The sequence below is a fragment of the Parasphingomonas halimpatiens genome (assembly GCF_036663795.1).
Lineage (GTDB): Bacteria > Pseudomonadota > Alphaproteobacteria > Sphingomonadales > Sphingomonadaceae > Sphingomonas.
Window position 1 is genome coordinate 31,228 of sequence record NZ_JAXOJP010000004.1, and the last position, 12,551, is coordinate 43,778.

The following is a 12,551-nucleotide window of genomic DNA, read 5'->3' on the forward strand; positions in this document are numbered from 1 at the left end:
CCCCCGCACTCCAGGCGCTTGCGCCCGTCAGGCGATCAGCAAGGATCGTGCCGAATTTTTCGAACCGGGGGTGCCTTTTCGAGTTCGCGGATCGCCTTGATCGCGGCGTCGGCATCGGCGCGTTCGATCAGCTTCTCGATCGCGCTCTGGTCACGCTTCGCGGAGCGCGTTGCCTCGGCAGCGCGGTCGACCACCGCCCGGGCGGCATTGAGCCGTGCCTCGGCCGCCTCGGCAGACTGCTGGAGCCGGTCGCGGAAATGCGCTGCGGCAACGAGCGAGAAGGCGGCGGTTTCGGTCGATGCGGGTGCGACTGCCTCGGCAAGCTGGCCGATGCGGCTCCTGAGCGCAGCCTCGCCGGCGAAACGATCATGTGCCCGCACCTCCTCGGCGCGGCTCAGGCCGAGTTGCAAGGTGCGCACGCGGAGCAGCCGTGCGAGCGTCTTGTCGCGGTTACCCGCCATGCGGTTGCGGGCCGAACACGCCGATCAGCTCGGCCACGGCATCGTCGAGCGAGACCATCGCATCGGCATCCTGGCGGATATATTCGAGTACAGCCGGGTGGCACGCGATCGCCGCGTCGATCGCGGGGTCGGCGCCCGGGCGATAAGCACCCATCAGGACGAGATCGCGATTCTCTTCATAGGTAGCGAGGTGACGGCGGAGAATCTGCGCGGCCTGGATGTGCGGCTTGCCGACGATGTCGGTCATCACGCGGCTGACCGACGGGCCGAGATCGATCGCCGGATAGACGCCGCGTTCGGCGAGCTGGCGGCTGAGCACGATATGCCCGTCGAGGATCGAGCGCGCCGAATCGACCACGGGATCGTTGCCGTCATCGCCATCGGCGAGCACGGTATAGATGGCGGTGATCGAACCGCCCGAGGAGACGCAGGTACCGGCGCGCTCGATCAGATTGGGCAGCATCGCGATGGCGGACGGCGGATAGCCGCGCGCGGAGGCGGGCTCACCCAGCGCGAGGCCGATTTCGCGGCCGGCATGGGCGACGCGCGTCAGGCTGTCCATGATCAGCAGCACCTTCTTGCCTTCGGCACGGAAACCTTCGGCAATGGCGGTGGCGCGCAGCGCACCGCGGATGCGCAGCACGGGAGAATGATTGGCCGGCACCGCGACCACGACCGAGCGCGCGCGTGCCGCGCCGGCAACCTTGGTTTCGAGAAAGTCGGCGACCTCGCGACTGCGCTCGCCGATCAGCCCGATGACGATGACGTCGGCCTGCGCCGCGCGGACGATCATGCCGAGCAGCACCGATTTGCCGACGCCCGAGCCGGCCATGATGCCGATCCGCTGGCCCTGGCCGACGGTCAGCAGTCCGTTGATCGCCCGCACGCCGACATCGAGCGGCTCGCGCACGCGACCGCGATCGAGCGGCGACTGCAACTTGCCGGCGAGCGGCCAGCGCCCGGCGCCGCGGATCGGGCCGAGCCCGTCGATCGGCTTGCCTGCGCCATCGACGACCCGGCCGAGCAGCGCCGCGCCGACCTCCGCCTCGCCCGGGGGACCCAGCGGACGCACCGGCGCGCGCGGCAGCAGCGGCGCGGGACCGCCGAGATTCATCAGCAAGGTGCGGCCGTTGCGGAAGCCGATCACCTCGGCCTCCACTTTGCCGTCGCCGCTACCGACCTGGCAGACGGTGCCGACCGGCAGGGTCAGCCCGATCGCCTCCATCAGCAGCCCGTCGAAAGAGGCGAGCCGGCCCGACACCTTGGGTTTGGGCGCGAAGTCGAAGCGGCCCAGCGATTCGAGATAGTCACCGGTGAAGCGGTTGAGCATGGCGCGGGTCAGCCTTGTGGCAATGCGACGCGGTCGATCGCCTGGGCGAGCTGCTCGAGCCACAGATGCGGGCCGTCCTCGATGATCGTCGAGGCGGATTCGAGCACGAAACTACCGCGCGCGACACTGGCGTCGCCGACGGCAAACACCGTTTTGGGCAGCTTGTCCTCGAGCAACGCAACGTCATCGGGATGCACGCGCAACATCGCCGATTCGGCACTGTCGGCAAGGATCGCGGTGGCGGCGTCGATGCGCCGGGCAAGCAGATCGGGCGCGATACCCGATTCGCCGACCAGTTTGGTGACGAGATACAACACCGTCTGGCGCAGCTGCCGCGCGAGGTCCGCACGGTCGAGCCGATCGTCGGCGCGCAGCGCCTCGGCGAGGCGTGTCAGCAGGGCCGCGTCACGCCCTGACTCGTCGCCGGCCTCGGCGAGGCCTGCGGCGCGGCCCTCGGCAAAGCCACGGGCATGCGCGGCACTGACCGGATCGGCAAAGCCCGGCGCGGTATCGGCGGTCGCGGTGAACGGATCCCAGCCGGCGGTCGGGTTGCTCGCCGGGTCGGCCGGGTGAAAATGCCGCGGCTCGCTCGTTTGCGGCGCATAGGAAGTCGGTCGCGCGGTCACCCGCTCGATGAGATCGGCCGGCGCGAACGCCTGCGGCGTGATGGCGAAAGCGGCCTGCAAGGCCTGCGCGACGCCCTCGTTCCTGGTGGTGAAGCCGACGACGAAATCAGACATAATCGTCGTCGCCCCCGCCACCGCCGAGCACGATCGTGCCATCCTTGGCGAGGTTGCGGGCAATCTGGATCATCACCTTCTGCGCCTCGAGCACTTCGCTCAGCTTCATCGGGCCGCGCGATTCCATCTCGTCGCGGATGCCGTCGGCCGCGCGGCTCGACATGCAGCCGAGGAAGCGGCCGCGCACGCTCTCGTCGACGCCCTTGAGCGAGCGCACGAGGATGTCGCTGTCGACATTGCGGATCAGCGTGCCGAGATTCTTGTCGTCGAGGTCGAGCAGATTGTCGAACACGAACATCGCTTCCTCGATCGCCTTGGCGGTCTCGCGGTCGATCTTGAACAATTTGGGCATGACGCGCTGTTCGGTCGACTTGCGCGCGCCCGACAGGATCTTGGCTGCCTCGCGTGTGCCGCCCATCGTCACGCCGGCCGGCTTTTGCGGCTTGTTGACGCGGCCGGCGAGCACGGTGCGCAGCGTCTCGATCGCCTCGGGCGTGACCGGCCCGAGCCGCGCGATGCGATGCAGGATGTCGGGTTGGGTGCCGTCGGGCAACAGCTCGAGCACCTTGCTGCCGACCGCCGGATCGAGATTGGCGATCATCACCGCCGCGATCTGCGGATGTTCCTTCTCGATCAGCCCCGCAATCTCTTCGGGTTCGAGCCAGTCGAGCAGCTCGATCTGACACGAATCCTGCGCGGGCACGATGCGCGCGAGCACCGAATCGGCCTTTTCCTGGCCAAGGGCGCGCGTCATCACCGCCTCGATCTGCGGCCGCGGGTCGAAGGTGATGCCGGTGCGTTCACGCGCCCGGCCGACGAAATCGTCGAGCACGAACTCGACATCGCTCTCGCTGACATCGGCGACGGCGAACATCGCCTTGCCGAGCTGGCGCACCTCTTCGGGGTCGAGCTTCTGCAGGATCGCGGCGGCTTCCTCCTCACCGACCAGCATCATCAGCACGGCGGCGCGTTCGACGCCGGTATAGTTGCGCGGGGGGGCGTTCACTTGGCGTCGGCCTTGATCATGTCGCGAACCGCCAGCGCGGCGCGCGCCGGGTTATCGCGGGTGAAGCCACGCACCATGCCGATGCGGTCGTCATAGTTGCGCGCGCCGGCCATCGCGTCGACGCTCACCGGCGGGTCACCTGGGTTGCCGCCAGCGACGCCGCCGCCCATCTCGCGGCCCAGCGCGAGGCGCGGACCGGCATCCTCGCGACGCTTCATCAAGGCCCTGGCGAGCGGGCGGACCCCCATCATCAGCACCAGCAGTGCGATTACCACCGCAGTGACGTTGCGCGCAATGACCGCGACCCAGCCCGATTCGTACCAGGGCTGCTTGTCGTCGGCGAGGCTCGCGGCGGCGAATTTGCGGCTGATCACCGTCACCTGGTCGTTGCGGCTCGGGTCGTAGCCGACTGCCGACTGGACGAGCTGGGTGATCTGCTGGATCTCGACCGGGCTGCGCGGCTTGCCGGTTTCCGGGTCGCGCAGCAGCACGGCGACCGACAGCCGCTTGATCGAGCCCGGCGCATTGCGCGTGACCGACACTTCCTTGCCGGTGTCATAGGCCCGCGCGAACTGGTCGCTCTGCTTCATCGCATCGCCCACCGCGCCGGCAACGGCAGCTACCGCGCCGGCGGTCGAGCCGGGAGTCGGCGTCGCACCGGGGGCGGGCGTCGCGGTCGGCTTCGGCGCACTCAGCGTCGAGGCGGCGGGCGGCGTGTTGGACAGCGCACCGGGAATGCCGCCGGGCGCGCCAGCCTGGCCGGCCGGCTGGTTGCCGGTCCAGTTGCCCTGTTCGGCGCGCAACGTACCCTGCTTGTCATAGGTCTCGCGCGTCGCCTGGGTCTCGTCGAGATTGACGTCGGCCTGGATCTCGGTCGAGAAATTGCCCGCGCCGACCAACGGCGTGAGCAACTGCATGATCTGCGCGCGATATTTGCTTTCGATCTGGCGCTGAAAGGCGATGCGCTGGTCACCCGACGCGCCGAGCCCCGATTGGCCGCCGGCCTTGCTTAACAGCCCGCCGAGTTGATCGACGATGGTGACGGCATCGGGCTTCATCCCCGGCACCGACGAGGCAACGAGATTGACGATCGACGAGACCTGCGCGTCGCTCAACGAGCGCCCGCCCTGCAGCTTGAGGATCACCGAGGCCGAGGGCGAAGCATTGTCGCGTACGAACACACTGGCCTCGGGCACGGCGAGATGGACGCGCGCTTCGGCGACCGCATCGATTTCCTCGATCGAGCGGGCGAGTTCGGTCTCGCGTGCCTGGCGCAGACGTTCCCCTTCGACCGCGCGGGACACGCCCATCGGCAGCTGATCGAGAATCTGGTAGCCGGCCGGCGTGCCCTTGGGCAGGCCCTGCCCCGCCAGCAGGATGCGCGCGCGGGAGTAGTCGTCCTCGCCGACCGTCAGCGCACCGGTGCCGCTGTCGATCCGCGCCTTGATGTTGCCCTGCTCGAGCGCGGCGCTGACCGCCGCCTTGTCGCTGTCGGGCAGGTTGGCGAAGAGGATCTTCTGCGTCGGCGTCGACAGCGCCATCCAGGCGAAGGCGGCGGCGGCGATCAGGCCGATCATCAGCACCATGGGCAGCGCGCGGCGCACCGCGGGCTGACCCAGCAGATCGCCGATCTGGCGCAGCGGGTTGGCGAAACGCTCGGGCAATTGCACGGGCGTGGTGGGCGTGAGGGCGTTGCTCATCGCATTACACCGGCATGCTCATGATGTCCTTGTAGGCGGACAGGATCTTGTTGCGGACCTGCAGCGTCGCCTCGAAGCCGACCGAGGCTTCCTGGCGGGCAAGCATAACCTTGGCGATGTCGATCGTCTCGCCGCGCTCGTAGGAGGCGGAAAGGTCGGCGGCCTTTTGCTGGCCGGCGTTGACCGCGTTCAACGCGTCGGTCATCGATTTGGCGAAGCTGTTGGGCTGGGTGCCGGTGGTTGCCGGCGCCGCGACGCCTGCTCCCTCGCTGGCACGGCTCAGCGCCTGGTTGCGTTCGAGGATCTGCGCGCGAAGCTGCATCACCCGATCGACGCTCATCGCGCCGCCGATATCGCCGATGCCGCTCATGCCGACATCGCCCGGCCGATATCGTCACCCTGCTCGCGCGCCTTGGCGAGGCGGTAGCGCAGCGTACGCTCGGAAATGCCGAGCCGCCGCGCGGTTTCGATCCGGCTGCCGCCGCACTGGCGCAGCGTCTCGCGGATCGCGGCGAACTCGCTCATCTGCACGATGTTGCCGAGCGTCGATGGCTGGTCGTTGGCGGCGGCAAAGTGATTGGACATCGTCGGCGCCGGGCGATCGAACACGATGTGTTCGGCGGAAATCGTGTCGCCGGCGGCGAACAGCAGGGCACGCTGGAGGACATTTTCCATCTCGCGGACATTGCCCGGCCAGTCATGCGCCATCAGCGCATCGATCGCGCTGCGATCCGGCCAGGGCACGATCGCGCGATTGCCGGCGTGGCGCAGGATCAGCGTCGCGGCGAGCACCGGAATGTCCTGGCGGCGCTCGGCGAGCGGGCGGGTGGTCAGCGGAAAGACCGACAGCCGGTAATAAAGATCGGCGCGGAACCGGCCGGCGGCGACTTCGTCCTGAAGGTCGCGGTTGGCGCAGGCGATGATGCGAACGTCGATCTTTTCGGCGCTGGTCGCGCCGATCGGGATGACCTCGCGCTCCTGCAACGCGCGGAGCAGCTTGGCCTGGAGGCCCAGCGGCATCTCGGCAATCTCGTCGAGCAGCAGCGTGCCGCCATTGGCGGCGCGAAAGAAACCTTCGCCGCCGGACGATGCGCCGGTGAAGGCGCCCTTCTGGTGGCCGAACAGCATCGCCTCGAGCATCGTCTCGGGGAGTGCCGCGCAGTTGATCGCGATGAACGGGCCGTCACGCCGGCTCGACCCTTGATGGATCGCGCGCGCCAGCACTTCCTTGCCGGTGCCGGTCGGGCCGTTGATCAGCACGGTGATGTCGGCCTGGGCGACACGCTCGGCGAGCGCGAGCAGGGCAAGGCTCTCAGGGTCGGCGGCGGTCGGTGCGCCGGGCTCGGCGGCGAGCGCCGCGACGAAGCCATGACCGACGGCATTGTCGTCGCGGTCGAAATCGACGCATGCCGGGCTGCCGTCGCGCGACGGGGCGATGCGACGACCGGCATCCCCGATAATGATCGTGCGGGCGGCGGCCGGCGGCGTCTCGCCCTCGGCGACGAGATAGAGCTCGCCGGCCTGTGGACGGTTGCTGGCGGTGCCGATGGCGAAGCCCTGGGCGCGCAGATGCGACACCAGCGCATAGCGATCACGGAGCAGAGCGGCCGACGGAACGATGGTGCGCATGAACTTCCCCCTTGGACATGTGGGAAATGCGGCAAAGAGGGTAAACCAACGGTTAAGCATTGCCGCCCCCGGCAAATTATTTCCGGGCGCGCGTTCCCCGCGCGCGCGTAAGGGCCGCGAAGCGTGCTCAACAAAAATGCTTAAGCCCGGAAAGACTCTGCCGTTCAGTGCTGGTGACGGCTCAGCCCTCCGCTTGGGGGCGGCGGGGATCGTCGGAGCAGAACGGAGATACACAGATGACTGTTATCGGAACAAATATCGCATCGCTGCGGGCGGGCAACGCCTCGACCGCGGCCAGTGGCATGTTGCAGCAGGCCATGCAGCGCCTGTCGACCGGCTCGCGCATCAACTCGTCGAAGGACGATGCCGCCGGCATCGCCATCGCCTCGTCGATGACCTCGTCGATCCGCGGCATGAACCAGGGCATCCGCAACGCCAATGACGGCATGGCGATGGCCCAGACCGCCGACGGCGCGCTGAACGAAGTCACCAACATGCTGCAGCGCGTTCGCGAGCTTGCTGTCCAGTCGGCTTCGGGCACCTATAGCGACTCAGACCGCACCAACCTGCAGACCGAAGTCACCGCGCTGACCGGCCAGATCACCAGCATCCTGAACAACACCAAGTTCAACGATGTGGCGCTGTTCGACGGCTCGGCCGGCACCAGCGGCACGGTGACGATCCAGACCGGCTCGACCTCGGCCGACACCGTGGACATCAGCTTCGGTTCGATCGATCTGTCTTCCGCAACGTCGGTCGATCTTTCGTCCGCATCGGGTGCGACGAGCGCGCTCGGCACGATCGATACCGCGCTGACGACGGTCAACACGGCACGCGCCACCTTCGGTGCGGCGTCGAGCCAGCTGCAGTCGGCGGTCAATAACCTGACCAACAATGTCGAAAATCTCAGCCAGGCACGCAGTGGCATCCAGGATGCCGACTTCTCCGCCGAAACGGCGAACCTCGCCAAGGCCCAGATTCTGAGCCAGGCATCGACCGCGATGCTCGCCCAGGCGAACCAGAGCCAGCAGAGCGTTCTCTCGCTGCTGAAGTAAGGGCCGGGGATACGGCCCTGGCACCGCCCCCCCAAGGGTGTCGGGGCCGAATAGTCCGCCCTCGCGGGATGGGCGCACGGGACCCCGGTGGCCACATGGCCGCCGGGGTTTCTTGCGTTCTCGCTCGGCTCAGGCGTTGGCCGACAGGTTCGGCGCGCCGAGATGCTGGAGGAAATCGGGCTTGCCCAGCGCCACGCCACTGGCGCGCAGGATCGCGTAGGCGGTGGTCGCGTGGAAGAAGAAGTTGGGTAGTGCGAACCCCGTCAGATAGTCGGCACCGGTAAAGCGATAGCCCATGCCATTGGGGAAGCGCAGCTCGACGGTGCGATCTTCGGCACCGGCCAGCGACGCGGCATCGCACTCTTGCAAGAAGGCGATGGTCTTGTCGCAGCGCGCTTGCAGCTCGGCAAAGCTCGCCTCGGTATCGGGCATCGAGGGCGCGTCGATCCCGCGCAGCCGCGCGAGCGCGTTCTTCGCGCTGTCCGACGCCATCTGATATTGCGCCGGCAGCGGCCGCATGTCGGGCGCTAGACGCGCTTCGAGCAGTTCGGCCTCGGATTTTTCGGCTGCGGCCTTGTCGAGCCAGGCGCGCATATTGCCCAGGATGTTGGTGAAGACCGGAACAGACGCGTCGTATAGGGTGAAGCTCATGTCTGGGTATCCCGCAATGGTTGCCGTGGCTCCTTGCACCGCACCATTCGACGATGCCAGCGTCCAGAGCGAGCTGCGCTTCGATGGAAACGCAGCCCGCCCCAGATTTTCGAGGTCGCGTGCTTGATCTCGAATAGCCGGATTCGACCTGTGCGCAGCACGATCTAGCGTGGTTCGACAGTCAGCACGATCGGCATCGCGACGCTGGTGCCGGTGAACGGCCAGCGCAGCAGCGTCACCTTGTCGCCCGACACCTGCGCCTCCCAACGCGCGTAGAATTTACGGCGGAACCCCTTTAGCCGGACGCTCTGGCACGCCACTGGCCCGCCATCGAGGTTGAGCGCTAGCTTCAGGTCGAGCGGTGCGCGCTGCAGGAAGGTCGCGAGACGGTCGAGCGGAAAAAAGGCTTCGCGGGTCGAGCCGATGATGATTCGCCCCCTTCCATCGCGCCCGACAAAGCTGCGATTGGCCAGCCAGCGGCTCTTGACCATGACATGGGTCTGGCCATCGGCGCCGATCAACAGCGGATAGGACACCATCGCGTTGCGCGCGCCGGCAAAGGCCTGCCGCCAGTCCGCTTTCGACAAATCCCTGATATCGGCGCGGCCGTCGCCCGCGACGAATGCCCCGGCCCGCGCGTCATATTGTCCCGGGCCCATGGCGACGCCTTCGCTGAGAAACGGCGTGTCGGGACGACCGGTGACGTCGAAATAGCTGCCGTTGACGATCAACGCGGCCGAAGGGAGGGTACGTTCCCATTCATCGATTCCCCTGTCGCCGCGCGGTGCGTTGCGCACCACGAAACGATAGCGCGCCGGATCGATGCGGTTGAGCAACAACGCGTCGACCTTTCGCCCGCGCACCATCACCGCCAGCGTCGCGACCTCGAAACCGGGCGCTTCCTGATGCCAGACGAGCCGTCCCGGCACCGCTTCCGGTGCCGGGACGGTAAGCGCGAGGCGCATCGCCGGCGACAATCGAGGATCGTCCGGCGTCATATCGACCCAATAGGAGCCGCCGTTACGCGCGACGACGTTGACGCCGTACGCCCCCGACCAGCACCACAAAGTGAGTCCTGCCAGCGCCACGAGCAGCCCGCCCGCCACCATCAAACGCTTCAATCCGATCACTCCCCCTGGCGGCGGGAAGCTGCGCGCGGTCGATGCAGCGGTGATGGAGGCGTCGTGAATTCGGTGTGACGATTACAAGGCGCCAAGGGCCGACAACAGCGCATCGAAGCGATCGATCACCGCATCGGCACCGAGTTGGTCGGCAGGGCGGTCGGCGAAGCCGAAGCTGACCGCAATGCACGGTACGCCGGCCGCGCGTGCTGTCTGGACGTCGACGATCGAATCGCCGACGAACGCGGCGGGACCACCGCCGGCGCGTTTGACCGCCTCGTGCAGGGGCGCTGCGTCGGGCTTGCTCACGGCGAGCGTGTCACCGCCGACGATCGCGGCAAAACGGTGCCGCCAGCCCAGTTGCTCGACGAGGCCCAGCGCGAGCAGCTCGGGCTTGTTGGTGCACAATGCCAGCACGATGCCGCGATCGCTGAGGGCATCGAGTGTTTCCGATACGCCGGGATAGGGGGTGGTGAGGTCGCAGAGGTGCGCTTCGTAGAAGCGCATCATCTCAGGAAGCCCCGCGTCGAGTGACGCTTCATCCGCCCCACCCGTCGCGGCGAGGCCGTTGCGGAGCAGGGCGCGGACACCATGCCCGATCATCCCGCGCACCTCGGCAAGCGCGACGGTACGGCGGCCGAGAAACGCCAAGGTGTGGTTGAGCGCTGCGGCGAGATCGGGCGCGGTGTCGGCCAGCGTGCCGTCGAGATCGAAGGCAATCGTCCTGAAGCGAAGTGTCGTCATGCGGTCATGCCCGCAAGATCGGGGAGGAAGGCACGGCCCTGCCCGATGATGAAATCCTTGAACGCCGCCATCGCCGGCGACAGCGAACGATCGCTGCGGCTGACCGCGAACCAATGCCGCTGGATCGGCGTGTCGACCACGTCGAGGATCGCCAGTCTGCCCAATTCGACCTCCATCGCGATGGTGTGTGCCGAGATGAAGCCGACGCCGAGCCCGGCCATCACCGCCTGCTTGATCGATTCGTTCGAACCGAATTCGACCCCGAGATTGTCGAGGCGCCCGGGGATCTCGCCGAGAAACAGTTCGAGCGACATGCGCGTGCCCGAACCGGGCTCACGCACCAGGAAGGTTTCGTCGGCAATGCGGCTGCGCGTTATGCGGCGCACGCGCGCGAGGGGATGATCGGGCGCGGCGATGATCACCAGCGGGTGGTCGCCGATCAAATAGGAGCGCAGCGGCACCTGGCGCGGCGGACGCCCCATCAGCGCGAAATCGACCTCATGGTTCTCGATCGCGGCAATCGTCGCCGCGCGGTTGCCAATGATCAGCCGCACCTCGATCCCCGGCAATGCCGCCATGAACGCGGCGACCATCTTGGGCGCGAAATATTTCGCGGTCGATACCGCGCCGAGGCGCAGCGTGCCGCGTCCAGCGCCACGGATCGCGGTCAATTCGTCGCGCAGCTGGGAAAGCCGCTCCTCGATCGTCTGCGCGGCGGCGATGACCGCGCGGCCGGCATCGGTCGCGCGCAGCCCGTCGGCGGTGCGGTCGAACAACACGGTACCGGCCTCGGCTTCGGCCTGCTGAATCTGCAGCGTCACCGCCGGCGCGGTCAGCCCGATCTCGCGCGCGGCGAGCGTGATCTTGCCGAGCCGATCGACCGTGGTCATCGCATGAAGCTGGCGAAGGGTAAGATTGCGCACCGCATAGAGTAAGCAAAACTTACGCAATCTGTAAATATAACGAACTTTACTAAATCCCGTTCTCCTGGCCTTCTTGTCCGGCCGCGACGCCGAAACCGGCGCACACCGCAGGGAGAGTGGCATGACCGAGCGCGACCGCCATGGCCGGACATGACCTCGACAGCTGGCTGTCGCAGCATGCTGCGGCATCTGCACCACATGCCGCCGCGGTCGCGACCACCATCGGGCTGATCGCCGAGGCGGGTGTCGGCATCGCCGCGACGATCGCCGAGGGCCCGCTGGGCGCAACCTTCGCCGAAACCGGCGGCAGCGCGAACAGCGACGGTGACGAACAGCGCGGGCTCGACATTCTGGCCGACGAACGCTTTCTCGGCGTGATCGCGGATTCGCCGGTGGCGCTTTACGCGTCGGAGGAGTTGGCCGAGCCGGTGCTGATCGCCGCCGACCGTCCTCTGGCGCTGGCGATCGACCCGCTCGACGGCTCATCGAACATCGACACCAATGTCTCGATCGGCACGATCTTTTCGCTCCGCGCGGTGCGCGGCGACCCGACGATCGATCCGCTGGCGAGCTTCCTGCAACCCGGGCGCGAGCAGCTCGCCGCCGGCTTTCTCATCTATGGCCCGCAGACCGCGCTGGTCGTGACGGTCGGTGCCGGCACGCATCTGTTCATCTATTCGCGGCGCGACGCGCTGTTCAGGCTTGCCCGCGCCGACCAGCAGATCCCGCCCAAGACGCGCGAATTTGCCATCAATGCCTCGAACTATCGCCATTGGGACGAGGCGGTGCGGCTCTATTTCGACGATTGCATCAAGGGCGGCCATGGTCCGCGCGAGTCCGAGTTCAACATGCGTTGGCTCGCTTCATTGGTCGCCGAGGCCTATCGCATCATGACGCGCGGCGGCGCGTTTCTCTATCCCGGCGACCGGCGACGCGGCTATGCGCAGGGCCGGTTGCGGCTGGTCTATGAAGCGCATCCGATCGCCATGCTGGTCGAGCAGGCCGGCGGCATGGCGACCGACACGCTCGACCCGATCCTCGACATCGCCGCGACCGAGTTGCACCAGCGCACGCCTTTGGTGTTCGGCTCGACCGCCGAGGTCACGCGGATCGGCCGTTATCACAGCATGCCGAGCCAGATGGCAGACCGCGCGCCGTTGTTCGGCAAGCGCGGCCTGTTCCGGGCCTGAG

At 67.4% G+C, this 12,551-nt stretch carries 13 protein-coding genes; 2 read left to right on the plus strand and 11 right to left on the minus strand.

What is annotated here, in order from left to right:
- Nucleotides 1–35 precede the first annotated feature (35 nt).
- Genes U1839_RS05485 through U1839_RS05515 form a run of 7 tightly spaced genes read right to left on the minus strand, consistent with a single transcriptional unit; the run spans nucleotide 36 to nucleotide 6,866 of the window.
- A complete protein-coding gene (locus U1839_RS05485) occupies nucleotides 36–461 on the minus strand; it encodes a hypothetical protein (RefSeq protein WP_332802654.1) in 426 nt (141 codons plus the stop codon).
- On the minus strand, nucleotides 451–1,791 hold the full coding sequence (locus U1839_RS05490; protein WP_332802655.1) for a FliI/YscN family ATPase: 1,341 nt from the start codon (nucleotides 1,789–1,791) through the stop codon (nucleotides 451–453). The genes U1839_RS05485 and U1839_RS05490 overlap by 11 nt, the downstream gene beginning before the upstream one ends.
- 8 nt (nucleotides 1,792–1,799) lie before the next feature.
- On the minus strand, nucleotides 1,800–2,531 hold the full coding sequence (locus tag U1839_RS05495; protein WP_332802656.1) for a FliH/SctL family protein: 732 nt from the start codon (nucleotides 2,529–2,531) through the stop codon (nucleotides 1,800–1,802).
- Nucleotides 2,524–3,537, minus strand: a complete 1,014-nt coding sequence (fliG, locus tag U1839_RS05500) for a flagellar motor switch protein FliG (RefSeq protein ID WP_332802657.1) — start codon at nucleotides 3,535–3,537, stop codon at nucleotides 2,524–2,526. Before fliG ends, U1839_RS05495 begins: the two co-directional genes overlap by 8 nt.
- Complete coding sequence (fliF, locus tag U1839_RS05505; RefSeq protein ID WP_332802658.1) at nucleotides 3,534–5,237, minus strand: flagellar basal-body MS-ring/collar protein FliF; 1,704 nt, start codon at nucleotides 5,235–5,237, stop codon at nucleotides 3,534–3,536. The genes fliG and fliF overlap by 4 nt, the downstream gene beginning before the upstream one ends.
- 4 nt (nucleotides 5,238–5,241) lie before the next feature.
- Nucleotides 5,242–5,607, minus strand: a complete 366-nt coding sequence (gene fliE / locus U1839_RS05510) for a flagellar hook-basal body complex protein FliE (protein WP_332802659.1) — start codon at nucleotides 5,605–5,607, stop codon at nucleotides 5,242–5,244.
- Complete coding sequence (locus U1839_RS05515; RefSeq protein ID WP_332802660.1) at nucleotides 5,604–6,866, minus strand: sigma-54 interaction domain-containing protein; 1,263 nt, start codon at nucleotides 6,864–6,866, stop codon at nucleotides 5,604–5,606. Before U1839_RS05515 ends, fliE begins: the two co-directional genes overlap by 4 nt.
- Before the next feature lie 236 nt (nucleotides 6,867–7,102).
- Here U1839_RS05515 and U1839_RS05520 point away from each other — a divergent pair, with 236 nt between their 5' ends.
- Nucleotides 7,103–7,921, plus strand: coding sequence for a flagellin N-terminal helical domain-containing protein (locus U1839_RS05520; RefSeq protein WP_332802661.1), 819 nt, complete (start codon nucleotides 7,103–7,105; stop codon nucleotides 7,919–7,921).
- Between the two features lie 129 nt (nucleotides 7,922–8,050).
- On the opposite strand, the gene U1839_RS05525 is transcribed toward U1839_RS05520, so the two are convergent.
- The 4 genes from U1839_RS05525 to U1839_RS05540 form a co-directional block, all read right to left on the minus strand.
- Nucleotides 8,051–8,572: a DUF1993 domain-containing protein gene (locus tag U1839_RS05525; protein WP_332802662.1), complete on the minus strand. Its 522-nt coding sequence runs from the start codon at nucleotides 8,570–8,572 to the stop codon at nucleotides 8,051–8,053.
- Between the two features lie 164 nt (nucleotides 8,573–8,736).
- The gene (locus U1839_RS05530; protein WP_332802663.1) at nucleotides 8,737–9,693 is read right to left on the minus strand and encodes a phosphodiester glycosidase family protein; all 957 of its coding nucleotides are present in this window, start codon (nucleotides 9,691–9,693) and stop codon (nucleotides 8,737–8,739) included.
- A gap of 81 nt (nucleotides 9,694–9,774) precedes the next feature.
- Complete coding sequence (gph, locus tag U1839_RS05535) at nucleotides 9,775–10,437, minus strand: phosphoglycolate phosphatase (RefSeq protein ID WP_332802664.1); 663 nt, start codon at nucleotides 10,435–10,437, stop codon at nucleotides 9,775–9,777.
- On the minus strand, nucleotides 10,434–11,360 hold the full coding sequence (locus tag U1839_RS05540; RefSeq protein WP_332802665.1) for a LysR family transcriptional regulator: 927 nt from the start codon (nucleotides 11,358–11,360) through the stop codon (nucleotides 10,434–10,436). The genes gph and U1839_RS05540 overlap by 4 nt, the downstream gene beginning before the upstream one ends.
- A 140-nt stretch (nucleotides 11,361–11,500) precedes the next feature.
- Here U1839_RS05540 and U1839_RS05545 point away from each other — a divergent pair, with 140 nt between their 5' ends.
- The gene (locus tag U1839_RS05545; RefSeq protein WP_332802666.1) at nucleotides 11,501–12,550 is read left to right on the plus strand and encodes a class 1 fructose-bisphosphatase; all 1,050 of its coding nucleotides are present in this window, start codon (nucleotides 11,501–11,503) and stop codon (nucleotides 12,548–12,550) included.
- The last annotated feature ends 1 nt before the right edge of the window (nucleotide 12,551 follow it).

Excerpts from the sequence above, each read along its gene's own strand:
- U1839_RS05490 (WP_332802655.1), bottom strand. The coding sequence starts at position 1,791 with ATGCTCAACCGCTTCACCGGTGACTATCTCGAATCGCTGGGCCGCTTC.
- U1839_RS05495 (WP_332802656.1), bottom strand. The coding sequence starts at position 2,531 with ATGTCTGATTTCGTCGTCGGCTTCACCACCAGGAACGAGGGCGTCGCG.
- U1839_RS05520 (WP_332802661.1), top strand. The coding sequence starts at position 7,103 with ATGACTGTTATCGGAACAAATATCGCATCGCTGCGGGCGGGCAACGCC.
- U1839_RS05515 (WP_332802660.1), bottom strand. The coding sequence starts at position 6,866 with ATGCGCACCATCGTTCCGTCGGCCGCTCTGCTCCGTGATCGCTATGCG.
- fliE (WP_332802659.1), bottom strand. The coding sequence starts at position 5,607 with ATGAGCGGCATCGGCGATATCGGCGGCGCGATGAGCGTCGATCGGGTG.
- U1839_RS05545 (WP_332802666.1), top strand. The coding sequence starts at position 11,501 with ATGGCCGGACATGACCTCGACAGCTGGCTGTCGCAGCATGCTGCGGCA.
- fliF (WP_332802658.1), bottom strand. The coding sequence starts at position 5,237 with ATGAGCAACGCCCTCACGCCCACCACGCCCGTGCAATTGCCCGAGCGT.
- U1839_RS05485 (WP_332802654.1), bottom strand. The coding sequence starts at position 461 with ATGGCGGGTAACCGCGACAAGACGCTCGCACGGCTGCTCCGCGTGCGC.
- gph (WP_332802664.1), bottom strand. The coding sequence starts at position 10,437 with ATGACGACACTTCGCTTCAGGACGATTGCCTTCGATCTCGACGGCACG.
- U1839_RS05525 (WP_332802662.1), bottom strand. The coding sequence starts at position 8,572 with ATGAGCTTCACCCTATACGACGCGTCTGTTCCGGTCTTCACCAACATC.